The organism is Massilia sp. Masssp93 (genome assembly GCF_059491295.1).
Genome location: NZ_CP168502.1, coordinates 4,948,636 through 4,963,766 on the forward strand (window position 1 = coordinate 4,948,636; position 15,131 = coordinate 4,963,766).

16 protein-coding genes and 1 other RNA gene are annotated in these 15,131 nt (G+C 64.7%); 11 read left to right on the forward strand and 6 right to left on the reverse strand.

Annotation, left to right across the window (positions count from 1 at the left end):
* The first annotated feature begins 338 nt into the window (after nucleotides 1-338).
* The 6 genes from folD (at nucleotide 339) to ACEN9Q_RS20480 (ending at nucleotide 6,584) form a co-directional block, all read left to right on the forward strand.
* The gene (gene folD, locus ACEN9Q_RS20455; protein WP_056446129.1) at nucleotides 339-1,196 is read left to right on the forward strand and encodes a bifunctional methylenetetrahydrofolate dehydrogenase/methenyltetrahydrofolate cyclohydrolase FolD; all 858 of its coding nucleotides are present in this window, start codon (nucleotides 339-341) and stop codon (nucleotides 1,194-1,196) included.
* Nucleotides 1,197-1,532: 336 nt separating this feature from the next.
* A complete protein-coding gene (locus ACEN9Q_RS20460; protein ID WP_495625835.1) occupies nucleotides 1,533-3,632 on the forward strand; it encodes a M3 family metallopeptidase in 2,100 nt (699 codons plus the stop codon).
* A gap of 38 nt (nucleotides 3,633-3,670) precedes the next feature.
* Nucleotides 3,671-4,336 carry a DUF4124 domain-containing protein gene (locus tag ACEN9Q_RS20465; protein ID WP_495625836.1) on the forward strand — a complete coding sequence of 222 codons (666 nt, stop codon included), beginning with the start codon at nucleotides 3,671-3,673 and terminating at the stop codon, nucleotides 4,334-4,336.
* A gap of 174 nt (nucleotides 4,337-4,510) precedes the next feature.
* Nucleotides 4,511-4,936 carry a DNA polymerase III subunit chi gene (locus ACEN9Q_RS20470; protein ID WP_056446134.1) on the forward strand — a complete coding sequence of 142 codons (426 nt, stop codon included), beginning with the start codon at nucleotides 4,511-4,513 and terminating at the stop codon, nucleotides 4,934-4,936.
* Entirely contained in the window at nucleotides 4,933-5,331 is a 399-nt protein-coding gene (locus ACEN9Q_RS20475) for a DUF2486 family protein (protein ID WP_495625837.1), read from the forward strand. The genes ACEN9Q_RS20470 and ACEN9Q_RS20475 overlap by 4 nt, the downstream gene beginning before the upstream one ends.
* Before the next feature lie 116 nt (nucleotides 5,332-5,447).
* Nucleotides 5,448-6,584: a branched-chain amino acid ABC transporter substrate-binding protein gene (locus ACEN9Q_RS20480; protein WP_495625838.1), complete on the forward strand. Its 1,137-nt coding sequence runs from the start codon at nucleotides 5,448-5,450 to the stop codon at nucleotides 6,582-6,584.
* A 274-nt stretch (nucleotides 6,585-6,858) separates the two neighbouring features.
* Here ACEN9Q_RS20480 and ACEN9Q_RS20485 read toward each other — a convergent pair whose 3' ends face one another.
* Nucleotides 6,859-7,173 carry a c-type cytochrome gene (locus ACEN9Q_RS20485; protein WP_056446143.1) on the reverse strand — a complete coding sequence of 105 codons (315 nt, stop codon included), beginning with the start codon at nucleotides 7,171-7,173 and terminating at the stop codon, nucleotides 6,859-6,861.
* 174 nt (nucleotides 7,174-7,347) lie between these two features.
* On the opposite strand from ACEN9Q_RS20485, the gene ACEN9Q_RS20490 reads away from it, so the two are divergent.
* On the forward strand, nucleotides 7,348-7,572 hold the full coding sequence (locus tag ACEN9Q_RS20490) for a TIGR04438 family Trp-rich protein (protein ID WP_056446146.1): 225 nt from the start codon (nucleotides 7,348-7,350) through the stop codon (nucleotides 7,570-7,572).
* A gap of 263 nt (nucleotides 7,573-7,835) precedes the next feature.
* Here the strand turns inward: ACEN9Q_RS20490 and ilvD are convergent, their stop codons facing one another.
* Complete coding sequence (ilvD, locus tag ACEN9Q_RS20495; protein WP_495625839.1) at nucleotides 7,836-9,521, reverse strand: dihydroxy-acid dehydratase; 1,686 nt, start codon at nucleotides 9,519-9,521, stop codon at nucleotides 7,836-7,838.
* 117 nt (nucleotides 9,522-9,638) lie between these two features.
* Between ilvD and ACEN9Q_RS20500 the strand changes: the two genes are divergently transcribed.
* Both ACEN9Q_RS20500 and lgt read left to right on the forward strand, forming a co-directional pair.
* Entirely contained in the window at nucleotides 9,639-10,526 is an 888-nt protein-coding gene (locus tag ACEN9Q_RS20500; protein WP_495625840.1) for a LysR family transcriptional regulator, read from the forward strand.
* 1 nt (nucleotide 10,527) lies between these two features.
* Nucleotides 10,528-11,340: a prolipoprotein diacylglyceryl transferase gene (gene lgt / locus ACEN9Q_RS20505; protein WP_495625841.1), complete on the forward strand. Its 813-nt coding sequence runs from the start codon at nucleotides 10,528-10,530 to the stop codon at nucleotides 11,338-11,340.
* Between the two features lie 94 nt (nucleotides 11,341-11,434).
* On the opposite strand, the gene ACEN9Q_RS20510 is transcribed toward lgt, so the two are convergent.
* The 4 genes from ACEN9Q_RS20510 to ACEN9Q_RS20525 all read right to left on the reverse strand — a co-directional run bounded on the left by ACEN9Q_RS20510 (nucleotide 11,435) and on the right by ACEN9Q_RS20525 (nucleotide 12,730).
* Entirely contained in the window at nucleotides 11,435-11,911 is a 477-nt protein-coding gene (locus tag ACEN9Q_RS20510; protein ID WP_495625842.1) for an EVE domain-containing protein, read from the reverse strand.
* A gap of 58 nt (nucleotides 11,912-11,969) precedes the next feature.
* Nucleotides 11,970-12,150, reverse strand: a non-coding RNA gene (ssrS, locus tag ACEN9Q_RS20515) — 6S RNA.
* A 44-nt stretch (nucleotides 12,151-12,194) separates the two neighbouring features.
* Nucleotides 12,195-12,506 (reverse strand): cell division protein ZapA, encoded by a 312-nt coding sequence (locus ACEN9Q_RS20520; RefSeq protein WP_056446155.1) that lies wholly within the window; start codon nucleotides 12,504-12,506, stop codon nucleotides 12,195-12,197.
* A complete protein-coding gene (locus ACEN9Q_RS20525; protein WP_056446158.1) occupies nucleotides 12,503-12,730 on the reverse strand; it encodes a hypothetical protein in 228 nt (75 codons plus the stop codon). The genes ACEN9Q_RS20520 and ACEN9Q_RS20525 overlap by 4 nt, the downstream gene beginning before the upstream one ends.
* Before the next feature lie 389 nt (nucleotides 12,731-13,119).
* Between ACEN9Q_RS20525 and groES the strand changes: the two genes are divergently transcribed.
* The gene (gene groES, locus ACEN9Q_RS20530) at nucleotides 13,120-13,410 is read left to right on the forward strand and encodes a co-chaperone GroES (protein WP_036169735.1); all 291 of its coding nucleotides are present in this window, start codon (nucleotides 13,120-13,122) and stop codon (nucleotides 13,408-13,410) included.
* A gap of 38 nt (nucleotides 13,411-13,448) precedes the next feature.
* Nucleotides 13,449-15,095, forward strand: a complete 1,647-nt coding sequence (gene groL, locus ACEN9Q_RS20535) for a chaperonin GroEL (protein ID WP_056446161.1) — start codon at nucleotides 13,449-13,451, stop codon at nucleotides 15,093-15,095.
* Nucleotides 15,096-15,131 lie beyond the last annotated feature (36 nt).

A 15,131-nucleotide genomic window follows, 5' to 3' on the forward strand; every position in this document is an offset into this window, starting at 1 on the left:
AGACTATCCCTTGAATAAAGCCTGTCGATTCTACCAGTGGAGCACGCAATTTTCAAAATATGATATTCGATTTCATAATGTGAGATGAGAACAATGCGAGGCGCATGCCAACTATTGCGTTCACAGAAAAACGTCGTCCCCGCGCAGGCGGGGACCCAATTTGCATGCGCCGTCGAAACGCACAAAACCGGGCCCCGCGCGCGCGGGGGCGACGGTGGTAACGCTCATCCCGCCTGTACAGGCACGTCCACTAATATGACAATGAAAATGCCGAAGCGGCGCGCGATACCTGTGTCGCGCTTATAATTTCGTTTTTGTCCAGCACACGAGCCCCCGCCATGCCCGCCCAACTGATCGACGGAGTCAAACTTTCCCAACAACTGCGCGCCGACATCGCCGCCCGCACCGCCGCGCTCACCGCCGCCGGCCACAAGCCCGGCCTGGCCGTGATCATCGTCGGCGACGACCCGGCCAGCCACGTCTACGTGCGCAACAAGGTCAAGGCCTGCGGCGACGTCGGCTTTCATTCGGTGCTGGAAAAATACGAGGCCGATTTGTCGGAACAGGCCCTGCTGGAGCGCATCGCCGCCCTGAACGCCGATCCGGCCATCCACGGCATCCTCGTGCAGATGCCCCTGCCGAAGCATATCGACCCGTCGAAAGTCATCGAAGCCATCGCCACCAGCAAGGACGTGGACGGCTACTCGGTGCTGTCGGCCGGCGAACTGATGACCGGCCTGGAAGGCTTCCGCCCGTGCACCCCGTACGGCTGCATGAAGCTGATCGAGACGACCGGCGTCGACCTGCGCGGCAAGCACGCCGTCGTCATCGGCCGCAGCAACACGGTCGGCAAGCCGATGGCGCTGCTGCTCTTGCAACAGAACGCCACCGTCACCATCTGCCATAGCGGTACGCCGGACCTGGGCTACCACACGCGCCAGGCGGACATCGTGGTCGCCGCCGTCGGCCGCCGCAACACGCTGACGGGCGACATGGTCAAGCCGGGCGCCATCGTAATCGACGTGGGCATCAACCGCAACGACGAAGGCAAGCTGTGCGGCGACGTCGACTTCGACAGCGTCGCGCCGGTCGCCTCCCACATCACGCCGGTGCCGGGTGGCGTGGGGCCGATGACCATCACGATGCTGCTGATGAATACGCTGGAGTCGGCCGAGCGCGTGGCGAAACGCAGCTGAGCGCCCTCGTCGGCCGGCGAACGTCCGCGTGGGCTCAGGGAGCCCACCCTACGTCGGCCGAAAGGTAGGATGGGCACCCCGTGCCCACGCGTGACCCGCGCGGTCGGCTGGCTGGTAGGGTGGGCACCCCGTGCCCACGCGTGACGCGTGCGGTCGGCCGGCTGGTAGGGTGGGCACCCCGTGCCCACGCGTGACGCGCGCGGTCGGCTGGCTGGTAGGGTAGGCACCCCGTGCCCACGCGCGACGCGTGCGGCATGTTGGCGTTACGCGTTCGTGAATGCCCGAATCGGCCGGCCCGGGTAAGATGGCGGTGAGATTGCATACAAGGACATAGAAATGACGACCGAAACGACCAATCCCCTCCTCGACTTCTCGGGCCTGCCCCGGTTCGACCTGATCCGGCCGGAACACGTGACGCCCGCGATCGAGCAACTGATCGCCGCGGCGCGCGACGCCGTGCGCCAGGCCGAAGCGCCGGCCGCGGGCCCCGTCACGTGGGACAACTTCGTCGTCCCGCTCGAGGAAGCGACGGAACGCCTCGGCCGTGCCTGGGGCATCGTCAACCACCTGAACCACGTGATGGACACGCCCGAGCTGCGTGCCACCTACAACGAGAACCAGCCGAAGATCACCGAGTTCTGGACGGAGCTGGGCCAGAACGAGGCGCTGTTCGACAAATACAAGCAGCTGCGCGCGAGCGGCGACTTCGCGAACCTGGCCCCGGCCCGCAAGCGGATCGTCGAGAACGCGCTGCGCGACTTCCGCCTCGGCGGCGCCGAGCTGCCGGAAAAGCAGAAGGAACGCTTTGCCGAGATCCAGGAAGAGCAGGCCAGGTTGTCGACGCGCTTCTCGGAAAACGTGCTGGATGCGACCAACGACTACAAACTGCTCGTCGCCGATGAAGCCGACCTGTCCGGCCTGCCGGACGACGTCAAGGCGGCCGCGCGCGCGGCGGCCGAGCGCGACGGCAAGACGGGCTGGCAATTCAGCCTGCACTTCCCGTCCTACTTCCCGATCCTGCAATTCGCCGACAAGCGCGAGTTGCGCGAGCAGATCTACCGCGCCAACGCCACCAAGGCGTCCGAGATGGGTGCCGTGTTCTCCGAGCTGGAAAAGTGGGACAACACGGGCAACATCGCCCAGCTGTTGAAACTGCGCGACGAGGAAGCGAAGCTGCTCGACTTCCAGAGCTTCGCGCATGTCTCGCTCGAACCCAAGATGGCGGAGACGCCGGAACACGTGATCGAGTTCCTCGAAGACCTCGCGCGCCGCGCCCGTCCTTACGCCGAAAAAGACCTGGCCGAGCTGCGCGCGTTCGCGCAACAGGAACTCGGCATCGCCGACATGCAGGCCTGGGACGTGGCCTATGCGTCGGAAAAGCTGCGCGAGAAGCGCTACGCGTTCTCCGGCCAGGAAGTCAAGGAGTACTTCCCGGAGCCCAAGGTCGTCGCGGGCCTGTTCGGGCTGATCTCCAAACTGTTCGGCGTGACGATCGCGCCGGACGACGCGCCGGTCTGGCATCCGGACGTGCGCTTCTATCGCATCGAAAAGAACGGTCACTCAGGTTCTCAACTTGTCGGGCAGTTCTACCTCGACCTGTACGCGCGTCAGGGCAAGGGCCAGGGCGCGTGGATGGACGACGCGCGCGGCCGCAGGCTCACGACGGGCGGCATCGTGCAGACGCCGATCGCGTACCTGACCTGTAACTTCACGCCGCCGGCCGAGGTGGATGGCAAGCTGCAGCCCTCGCTGTTCACGCACGACGAAGTGACGACGCTGTTCCACGAATTCGGCCACGGCCTGCATCACATGCTGACGGAAGTCGACGAGCTGTCCGTGTCCGGCATCTCGGGCGTGGAATGGGATGCCGTCGAGCTGCCGTCTCAGTTCATGGAAAACTTCTGCTGGGAGTGGGACGTCCTGCAAGGCATGACGGCGCACGTGAAGACGGGCGAACCGCTGCCGCGCGCGCTGTACGACAAGATGCTCGCGGCGAAGAACTTCCAGTCCGGCATGCAGACGCTGCGCCAGGTCGAGTTCTCGCTGATCGACATGCACCTGCACTACGACTTCGACCCGACCAGCCAGAAGACCGTGCAGGACCTCGTCGACGAGGTCCGCACCAGGTTCTCGGTGCTGATCCCGCCGTCGTTCAACCGCTTCCAGCATTCGTTCGGCCACATCTTCGCGGGCGGTTACGCGGCCGGCTATTACAGCTACAAGTGGGCCGAGGTGCTGTCGGCGGACGCGTATGCCGCGTTCGAGGAAGCCGTCGAGGCGGGCGGCGGATCGCTGCTCGACGAAACGGGAAAACGCTTCCACCGCGAGATCCTGGCCGTGGGCGGCTCGCGTCCGGCGCTCGAATCGTTCAAGGCCTTCCGCGGCCGCGAACCGACGATCGACGCGCTGCTGCGTCACAACGGCATGCAGGCCTGACGGGGCACGCGCCGCGCGGCGCCGGAACGGGAATGGCGATGAAACGGAAACACGGAGCACATCGGGCGGGACGGCACGTCGCCGTGCTTGCCCTCGGCGTGCTCATCGCCGCCGGCGCCGCCGCGCAGGACCGGATGTACAAGTGGAAGGACGCGAAAGGTGTCGTCCACTACAGCGACACGCCGCCGCCGAAGGGCCAGGCGCAGGTGCTGCGCCCCGACAGCCGGCCGGCGCCAGCGCCGTCGCTGCCGTACGAACTGGCGCGCGCCGCGCAGAACCATCCGGTGACGCTGTACACGACGGCGCGCTGCGGCGCCTGCGACCAGGGCCGCGCCCTGCTGCGATCGCGCGGCATCCCGTTCGCGGAAAAGACGGTGACCACGGCCGAAGACCAGCAGCAGTTGCATCGCGTCGGCGGCAAGGACGAGCTGCCGCTGCTCGTCGTCGGCCGCCGCCAGGTGACCGGCTTCTCGGGCGACGCGTGGAACGAAGCGCTCGATTCGGCGTCTTATCCACGCCAGACGATGCTGCCGCCGGGTTACCAGACCGGTGCCGTCGAAGCGGCCGCCCCGGCGAGCCTGCCGGCACCGCCGCCCCGCGCACCGGCGGCATCGGCGCCGGATGCGGCGGCCGCGCAAGCGGAGCGGCAACAGCCCAGGCAGCCGCCGCAACCGAAAAAAACGCCACCGGATTTCCAGTTTTGAGCGCGATTTCAGTTTTGAGCGCAATATCGGACGGTTACGCTATGCTTCTGCTGCCGCTCACCCTTAGCCGTCGTTCCCGCGAAGGCGGGAACCCAAGTTCGTCCGCGCAGCCGGCCACGCAAAATTGGGCCCCCGCCTGCGCGGGGGCGACGTAGTTTATACTCCCGACCGACCATGACCCGGATCGACTTCCACACCAACATCCCCGACAAGCTCAGCTACGTCTGCCGCCTCGCGCGCAAGGCGTACGCGGCGCACGCGAAGCTCGTCCTGCTGGCCGACAGCCCGGCCCAGGCCGATGCCCTGAACGAGGCGCTGTGGACGCTGTCCGGCACCGACTTCATCCCGCACGTGATGGCCGGCGATCCCCTCGCGGTCGAGACGCCGGTGATCGTCACGTTCGACGAACAGGTCGAGCTGCCGCATCGCGACATGCTTGTGAACCTCACGCGCCGCACGCCGGCCGGCTTCGAACAATTCGCGCGCGTATTCGAAATCATCTCGACCGACGAGGAAGACGCCGCGGCCGGCCGCGCGCGCTACGTCGCGTACAAGAAGCAATCGTATCCGTTGACGCACTTCGTGGCGGGCCAGTCATGAGCGACATTCCCTTCAACGACGAAAGCATCCCGGTCCTGACCGAGGTCGTGGCCGAGACGGCAGCGGCCGCCGACGTACCTGCCGCCGCCCCACCTGCCGCCGACCTGCCTACCGACCACGTACCCGCCGACGCCGAGGCCCCCGCACATCGCGAGCTCGACGACGACGCCTGGCGCACGCTCGAGGAGCGCATCGTCGCGCGCGTACTCGACCGCCTGCAGGACCGCGTCGAACTTGTGCTGGAAGACCAGGTCCGCAGCAGCATGGCGCCCGTGCTGGACCACGTGGTGACGCGGCTGGCGGCGGAATTGCGCGACGGCCTGCAGCTGACCGTCGAGCAGGTCGTCGCGCGCGCGGTCGCGCAGGAGCTGGCGCATCTGCGCACGCGCGGCTGAGCACATTGCACGTCTCTCCGCCGGAACGCTTTGCGCGCACGGCAAATTAGGGTAACTTTGCCGTGCGCACATAATATGCGGCCATACAAGCTGCCCTATTCCTTCCTGGAGAGAACATGCAGGTCACTACGAAACTCATCCCCTTCGCCATCGCCCTCGCCTTCGCGGGCACGGCCGGCGCGCAGCAGGTCGTCAAGATCGGCCACGTGGCGCCCATCTCCGGCCCCAGCGCCCACCTCGGCAAGGACAACGAGAACGCCGCGCGCATGGCGATCGACGAACTCAATGCGAAGGGCTTCACGCTGAACGGCCAGAAAGCCACGCTGCAGCTGATTTCCGAAGACGACGGCGCCGATCCCAAGCAGGGCACGGCGGTGGCGCAGAAGCTCGTCGACGCCAAGGTCAACGGCGTGATCGGCCACCTGAATTCCGGCACCACCGTGCCCGCGTCGAAGATCTACAACGACGCCGGCATCGTGCAGATCTCGCCCGCCACCACGGCGCCCGTCTACACGCGCCAGCACTTCCCGGGCGCGTTCCGCGTCGTCGCCAGCGACGCCAAGCTGGGCAGCACGCTGAGCAAGTACGCGATCGACTCGCTGCACGCGAAAAACATCGCCGTCATCGACGACCGCACGACGTACGGCCAGGGCGTGGCCGACGAATTCGTGAAGGGCCTGAAAAAGCCGGGCATCAAGGTCGTCGGCCGCGAATTCACGAGCGCGACCGCCACCGACTACACGGCGATCCTCACGTCGATCAAGGGCAAGAAGCCGGACCTGATCTTCTTCGGCGGCATGGATTCCGTCGCGGGTCCGATGCTCAAGCAGATGAAAGCCCTCGGCATCAACGCCGTGTTCATGGGCGGCGACGGCATGTGCACCGACGCGCTGGGCCGCCTCGCCGGCGACGGCCTCGGCGAGGGTCACGTGTATTGCGCGGAAGCGGGCGGCGTCAAGGGTCCGCAAGAGAAAGTGATGGAAGACTTCCGCGCCCGCTACAAGAAGAAGTTCAACATGGACGTGCAGCTGTACGCGCCATACGTCTACGATTCCGTGATGGTGATGGCGAAGGCCATGCAGGACGCCAGGTCGGCCGATCCGGCCAAGTACCTGCCGGTCCTCAAGAACATCAAGTACGAGGGCGTGACGGGCACGATCCAGTTCGATGCCAACGGCGACATCAAGGACGGCGCGCTGACCCTGTTCACCTACAAGGGCGGCAAGCGGACGAAGCTGGACGTCATCCGCTGATTCCGTTGCGCATGAAAAAACGCGCCGTGACCGGCGCGTTTTTTCGATACGTAGGGTGGGCGCCCTGCGCCCACGCGCACGTCAACATGACGCGAACGTCACGCGTGGGCTCGGGGAGCCCACCCTACAGGCTGGTTATTTTCGCGTAAAAAAACGCGCCGTGAATCGGCGCGTCTTTTTCGATACGTCGGGTGGGCACCCTGTGCCCACGCGGAGGTCAACGTGACACGAACGTCACGCGTGGGCTCGGCGAGCCCACCCTACGTTACAGCAATTATTTCTGCGACAGGACCCACTTGACCAGCGTGTGGGCTTCCGCTTCGGTGACCTGCGGGTTGGCCGGCATCGGGACCGGACCCCAGACACCCGAACCGCCCTTCATGACTTTCGAAACCAGCTTGCCTTCGGCATCTTTCTGGCCTGCGTATTTGGCGGCGACATCCTTGTAGGCCGGACCGACCAGCTTGGATTGCACGGAGTGGCAAGCCATGCAATTCTTTGCTTTCGCCAGGGCGGCCGCGTCTTGCGCGAACGCGCTGGTCGACGCTACGGCTGCGACTGCAACAAACAACATCAGGGAACGTTTCATCAGCTATCTCCAGTTGAGGGCATTTCTCATAATTCGATTCTATCGTGTTTCGCGGCCGGGAACGGCAGGGACATAATCAGTAACGGATGATACAGATTGTCGTTGACCAGATGGCAGGAATCCGTTGCTTTACGGCACTGCTGTTGTAAGATGGCCGTTCGAAAGGAATACCGTATGCCCCTGATCCTGCTGATCCTCGTCCTCGTCGTCCTGCGCTTCTTCGAGGTCTGGCGCTTTGCCGAACTGTCCTGGTGGTGGATCGCCGGCCTGATGGCGGTCGCCTTCATCTGGTTCGAATTCATCGAAAAGACGCTGGGCCTCGACAAGCGCAAGGCCCACGCCCTCGAGGAAAAGCGGCGCAAGGAACGCGTGAAGCAGAGCTTCGGCAAGCGCAAATGATGCGCCCGGCAGCTTAGCACGCGGGGTTCGTTGCCGAACATGCCATGTGGCGTATATGGCATGTTCCCGGGACGTATGAACGTATCGACGTACACGAACGTGTGAACGTACATGAACGCATGAACGTACACGAACGTATGAACGTACACGAACGTATGAACGTCGTCCCCGCGAAGGTGGGGGCCCAAGTTCATCGCGGTTCGAAAAACTTGGGTTCCCGCCTGCGCGGGAACGACGGTTTTCGGTGCGCTGACTGCGGATGTTCAGCAGGTGACGGCCCCCTTGCTCGCCGGCTGCGCCAGCGCCGCGAACTTGGCCAGCACGCCGCGGGTGTAGCGCGGGGCCGGACGCACCCAGGCCGCGCGCCGGCGGGCGATCTCGTCGTCCGGCACGTTCAACTGGATCAGCTGGTGGTGCGCATCGATCGTGATCGAATCCCCTTCCTGCACGAGCGCGATCGTGCCGCCCTCGAACGCTTCCGGCGTCACGTGGCCCACGACCATGCCCCAGGTGCCGCCCGAGAAGCGGCCGTCCGTGATCAGCCCGACGGATTCGCCGAGCCCCTTGCCGATCAGCGCCGCCGTCGGCGCCAGCATCTCCGGCATGCCCGGACCGCCGCGCGGCCCCAGGTAGCGCAGCACGAGCACGTCGCCCGGATTGATCTGGTTGGCGAGGATCGTGTCCATCGCGCTGTACTCGTCGTCGAACACGCGCGCCGGCCCCGTGATCACGGGATTCTTCAGGCCCGTGATCTTGGCCACGCAGCCTTCCGGCGCCAGGTTCCCCTTCAGGATCGCCAGGTGGCCTTCCTTGTACAACGCGCGGTCCAGCGGCCGGATGACGTCCTGCCCGGCCGGCGGCGCGGACGGCACATGTTCGAGCTCCTCGGCCAGGGTGCGGCCCGTGATGGTGATGCAGTCGCCGTGCAGCAGGCCGGCGTCCAGCAGCAGCTTCATGACCTGCGGGATGCCGCCCGCCCGATGCAGGTCCGTCGCGACGTATTCGCCCGAGGGCTTCAGGTTGCAGATCACGGGGACCTTCCTGCGGACCCGCTCGAAATCGTCGATCGACCATTCCACCTCGGCCGCATGCGCGATGGCGAGGTAGTGCAGCACGGCGTTGGTCGAACCGCCCGTCGCCATGATCAGCGCGACGGCGTTCTCGATGGATGCGCGCGTGATGATGTCGCGCGGTTTCAGATCGCGCTTGACGGCCTCCACGAGCACGCGCGCGGACTGCGCCGCGGAGCCCACTTTTTCGTCGTCCGGATTGGCCATCGTCGACGAGTACAGCAGCGACATGCCGAGCGCCTCGAACGACGACGACATCGTGTTCGCCGTGTACATGCCGCCGCACGACCCGGACGACGGGCAGGCGTTGCGCTCGATGCCGTCGAAGTCTTCCTGGCTCATGCGCCCCGCCGTGAATTCGCCCACCGCCTCGAACGCGGAGACGATCGTCAGGTCCTTGCCCTTCCAGTGCCCCGGCCGGATCGTGCCGCCGTACACGTAGATGCCGGGGACGTTCGTGCGCGCCAGCGCGATCATCCCGCCCGGCATGTTCTTGTCGCAGCCGCCGATCACGACGACGCCGTCCATCCACTGGCCGTTCACGCAGGTCTCGATGCAGTCGGCGATCACCTCGCGCGAGATCAGCGAGAACTTCATGCCCTCGGTTCCCATCGACATGCCGTCGGAAATGGTCGGCGTGCCGAACACCTGCGGATTCGCGCCGGCGTCGCGGATGGTCGCGATGGCGACGTCGGCCAGTTTCTGCAAGCCGGAATTGCAGGGGGTGATCGTGGAATGGCCGTTGGCGATGCCGATCATCGGCTTGTCGAAATCCTCCTTCCGGTAGCCCATCGCGTAATACATCGAGCGGTTCGGACTGCGGGCGACGCCTTCGGTCACATGGCGGGAACGGCGGTTGTAGCGCGGCTGGTCGGGCATGGCGGGCTCCTGGCGGGACGATTTTTCCAGCATGCCGCGCGGACCGGTTCGCGTCAAATGGGCCGGCAGCCGTGCTTCTGATATCCTGCGCGAATCACAGACCTACCGCTCATATCGATGAACGTGGAATTGCGCCAGCTGCGCTACTTCGTCACCGTGGCCGAGGAATTGCACTTCGGCCGCGCCGCCGCGCGCCTGCACATGACGCAGCCGCCGCTGTCGCAGGCCATTGCCGCGCTGGAGGACGGCCTCGGCACGGCGCTGTTCCTGCGCAACCGGCGCACGGTCGCGCTGACGCCGGCCGGCAGCGCCCTGCTGCCCGAAGCCCGCCGCATCCTGGGCGAGGCGGCCCTGCTGCCCGAGCTGGCGCGGCGCGCCGCGAGCGGCGAAGCGGGCCGGCTGGCGCTCGCGTTCATCACGTCGGCCGACTACAGCGTGCTGCCGCCTTTCCTGCGCCGCTACAGCGAGCGCTATCCGGGCGTGCAACTGAGCCTGCAGGAAGCGACGTCCGACGTGCAGGTCGACGAACTGCTGCGCGGGCGCATCGACGCCGGCCTCCTGATCCCGCCGCTGCCCGAGCGCGCGCGCGCCGAGCTGGAATACATGAAGGTGATCGACGAGCCGCTGATCCTGTGCGCCCCCACGGGCCTCCTGCGCAGGAAAGGCCCGGTCGCCCTGCGCAAGCTGCCCTCTCTGCCGTTGATCATTTTCCCGCGCGAGATCTCGCCCGCGCTGCACGACGCCATCCTGTCGTGCTTCCGCGCGGCCGGCATCACACCGGCCGTCGGCCAGCAGGCGATCCAGATGCAGACCATCGTCAGCCTGGTCTCGGCAGGCATGGGATTGGCACTTGTGCCACAATCCGTGGCTAACCTCATGCGGCCGGGCGTAGAATACCGTGCCCTCGCCGACACGACTCCCCTGGTCGAGACCGGCATCGCATGGCGCCGCGATAACCCTTCGCCGGTGCTCAAGGGCTTCCTGGAACTATTGAGGACTATTTGATATGCTCGTTCACCCGCAACCGAACCCGGTCGCCTTCAGCATCGGCCCCGTCGAGATCCACTGGTACGGGATCATGTACGTGGTCGCCTTCGCCCTGTTCATCCTGCTGGGCCGCGTCCGTATCAAGACGCAGGCCCACGTGCAGGCGCAAGGCTGGACCTACACCGACCTCGACGACATGCTGTTCTACGGCATGCTGGGCGTGGTGATCGGCGGGCGCCTCGGCGAAGTGCTGTTCTACCGCCCCGACTATTATTTCTCGCATCCGCTCGAAATCATCCAGACCTGGCACGGCGGCATGTCGTACCACGGCGGCTTCATCGGCGTGCTGATCGCGATGGCGCTGTGGGCACGCAAGCGCGGCCGCAACCTGATGGACGTGTACGACTTCATCGCGCCGATGGTCCCGATCGGCTATGCCTGCGGGCGCCTGGGCAATTTCATCAATGCGGAACTGCCGGGGCGCCTGGCCGATCCGAACCTGCCGTGGGCGATGATCTGGCCGGGCGTCGAGGGGCCGCGCCATCCGTCGCCGCTGTACCAGATGCTGGTCGACGGCATCCTCGTGTTCGTGATCATGTGGCTGTTCGCGCGCAAGCCGCGCCCGCGCCTCGCGGTGGGCGCGCTGTACACCTTGCTCTACGGCTGCGCGCGCTTCTTCACCGAGTATTTCCGCGTGCCCGATTGGGAAACGCATGTGATGGGATTGCCGATCACGTCGGGGCAGGTGTTGTCGCTGCCGATGATCGTGGCGGGGCTCATCATGCTGGGGTGGGCGTATTCGGACGCGAACAAGCGCGCGGTGCACGCATAGCCGTCGTTCCCGCGCAGGCGGGAACCCAAGTTTTACGCGTGTCGATAGCGCACGCAAATGCGGCCCCCGCCTCCGCGGGGGCGACGGTGTTGCGTTACGCGGCCAACGCGGGCACGCCCATCAAATCCAGCACCTTGTCCCACTGCCCTTTCGTCACCGGCGAAATCGACAGCCGGCTGCCCTTCTGCAGCAGCACCATGTCTTCCAGTTCCGGCACCCCGCGCATCTCCGTCAGCGGCAGATAACGCCCCTCCGCCACCGCCGTCACGTCGACCGAGATCCAGCGCGGCTGTTCGTGCGTGGCCTTCGGATCGAAATAATGGCTGCCTGGATCGAATTGCGACGCATCGGCATACGGGCCGCTCGCCACCTTCGCGATGCCCGCCACGCCCGGCACGGCGCAGCTGGAGTGGTAGAACAGCACGCCGTCGCCCACCTGCATCTGGTCGCGCATGAAGTTGCGGGCCTGGTAGTTGCGCACGCCGAACCAGGCGACCGTCTTGCCGGGGGATTTGACCATGTCGGCGAAACTCACTTCATCGGGTTCGGACTTCATCAACCAGTAGCGCATGTGCGGCTCCATCAAAAAAAAAAGCGGTTGCGACTCATGGTCCGCAACCGCTCGTGTGTTTATCCCCGCCTGTGCCGTTTTTGCCGGCATCCCGAACCTGATGGCTCAAGGTGGTCGCAGTCAGTTCAATTTCGGGTTCGTCGAACTAGCGACGATCGCGCCCACCGAACATGTTCCACAACCTATGCGAAAGAATGGTTCAAGGAATATATGGCAAATCTCGAACACCGCAGGGTAGACGGCAGTTTACTACGATGGACGGGCATGTCAAACGTTTTTGGTCTCAAGCCAGGTTTTCGTCGGCCGAGAGTGCGGCATCCAACACCGTGTGCATCGCTTCCAGTTTCTGCTTGACTTCGAGGATCGTCATGTCCGACAGCGGGCCTTGCGGCGCTTTCACGGACAGGAATTCGGCCGCCACCGACAGCGCCGCCATGACGGCGATGCGGTCCGTGCCGCGCACCTTGCCGGAGTCGCGCAGCGCGCACATTTTGGCGTCGAGATAGGCCACCGCTTCGCGCAAGGTCTTTTCTTCGCCGTCGCGGCACGCCAGGCGATAGGGCTGGCCCATGATGTTCACGTCGAGCTGGATCATTGCGGGGCCTCGGCGTCGTCGGAGGTTGCGGGAGCGGGTTCGAGGTGGGCCAGCAGGCCTTCGACGCGCTGCTGGGCCGCGAGCAGCCGGTTCTTGAAGTCGACGTTTTCCGCGCTGAGCAAGGCGTTCGCCTGGCGCAGCAGATAGTTCTCGCTGCGCAGCGCCTGGGTCAACTGGGCGAGCCGGTCGATCTTATCGGAGAGGTCTTGGAATTCGGAAATCATCCGTAACTATAGGTTGGAGTTGAATTTTTCGTCAACAGGCGCGCGTTCGCGTGCGCGCCGAGGCCGGCCGGTTCTACCGATCGTGCGCCCGCTGCCGGACGATCGGTGTTACTCTCGCATGATTATGCATTCATCAACCGCCGCCCGGCATCTGCGTCAGGTGGCGCGCCTGCGCATTGTCACATATCGGTCCTTCCGATTGCGAAGCGACAAAAAGTCCATCAAAACCCGAACACTGTGGCTTGAAATGCTAAATTATCGTCCCTATAATTAGCACTCGTTAGTAGAGAGTGCTAACAAACCTTTCTACGCCGCAGCGAACCGATCCCGAGGATGGTCCGCTGCGGTTCTTAGGAATAGCTTGTCAAATCAACCAAAAGGAGTTTTGCATGAACCTTCGCCCATTGCACGATCGCGTGATCGTGAAGCGTCTCGACCAGGAAACCAAGACCGCATCCGGCCTGATCATCCCTGACGCGGCGGCCGAGAAGCCGGACCAAGGTGAAGTGCTGGCTGTCGGCAACGGCAAAGTGCAAGAGAACGGCAACGTCCGTCCGCTGGAAGTGAAAGTCGGCGACCGCGTCCTGTTCGGCAAGTACTCGGGCCAGACCGTCAAGGTCAACGGCGACGAGCTGCTGGTCATGCGCGAAGAAGACATCATGGCCGTCGTGGCCCAGTAATTCGTCCAATAACTTCCTGAAGAATCGGAGAAATAAATATGGCAGCTAAAGATGTAATTTTCGGCGACGTCGCACGCGCCAAGATGGTCGAGGGTGTCAACATCCTGGCCAACGCAGTCAAGGTCACCCTGGGCCCGAAAGGCCGCAACGTCGTGCTGGAACGTTCGTTCGGCGCCCCGACCGTCACCAAGGACGGCGTCTCGGTCGCGAAAGAGATCGAACTGAAAGACAAGCTCATGAACATGGGCGCGCAGATGGTCAAGGAAGTCGCTTCGAAGACCAGCGACAACGCCGGTGACGGCACCACCACCGCGACCGTGCTGGCACAAGCCATCGTGCGCGAAGGCATGAAGTTCGTTGCCGCCGGCATGAACCCGATGGACCTGAAGCGCGGCATCGACAAGGCCGTCGCCGCCACCGTCGAAGAACTCAAGAAGATCGCCAAGCCGACCACGACCTCGAAAGAGATCGCCCAAGTCGGCACGATCTCGGCCAACTCGGATTCGTCGGTCGGCGAGCGCATCGCCGAGGCGATGGAAAAAGTCGGCAAGGAAGGCGTCATCACCGTCGAAGACGGCAAGTCGCTGAACGACGAGCTGGACATCGTGGAAGGCATGCAGTTCGACCGCGGCTACCTGTCGCCGTACTTCATCAACAACCCGGACAAGCAGGTCGCCGTCCACGAGAACCCGTTCATCCTGCTGTGCGACAAGAAGATCTCGAACATCCGTGATCTGCTGCCGGTGCTGGAGCAAGTCGCCAAGGCCGGCCGTCCGCTGGTGATCGTCGCCGAAGACATCGAAGGCGAAGCGCTGGCGACCCTGGTCGTCAACAACATCCGCGGCATCCTGAAGACCGTCGCCGTCAAGGCACCGGGCTTCGGCGACCGTCGCAAGGCCATGCTGGAAGACATCGCCATCCTGACCGGTGGCCAGGTCATCGCCGAAGAAGTCGGCCTGACCCTGGAAAAGGTCACGCTGAACGAACTGGGCCAGGCCAAGCGCGTCGAAGTGGGCAAGGAAAACACCATCATCATCGATGGCGCCGGCGCCGCCGAATCGATCGAAGCACGCGTCAAGATGGTCCGCGTCCAGATCGAAGAAGCGACCTCGGACTACGACCGCGAGAAGCTGCAGGAACGCGTGGCCAAGCTGGCCGGCGGCGTTGCCGTCATCCGCGTCGGTGCCGCGACCGAAGTCGAAATGAAAGAGAAGAAAGCACGCGTGGAAGACGCGCTGCACGCCACCCGCGCTGCCGTCGAAGAAGGCATCGTTCCGGGCGGCGGCGTGGCCCTGCTGCGTGCGCGCGCCGCACTGCAGGTCAAAGGCGACAACCCGGACCAGGAAGCCGGCATCAAGATCGTCCTGCGCGCAATGGAAGAGCCGCTGCGCATGATCGTCCAGAACGCCGGCGAAGAGCCGTCGGTCGTCGTCGCTGCCGTCATCGCCGGTCAGGGCAACTACGGCTACAACGCCTCGAACGGCACCTATGGCGACATGGTCGAAATGGGCGTGCTGGATCCGGCCAAGGTCACCCGCTCGGCACTGCAGAACGCAGCGTCGATCGCCGGCCTGATGCTGACCACCGACTGCATGGTGTCGGAAGTCGCCGAAGACAAGCCGGCTGCCGGCGGCATGGGCGGCATGGGTGGCATGGGCGGCATGGGCATGGACGGCATGATGTAATTGCCGGACAGGCTGCCGGCTTCGCGCCGGCACCGT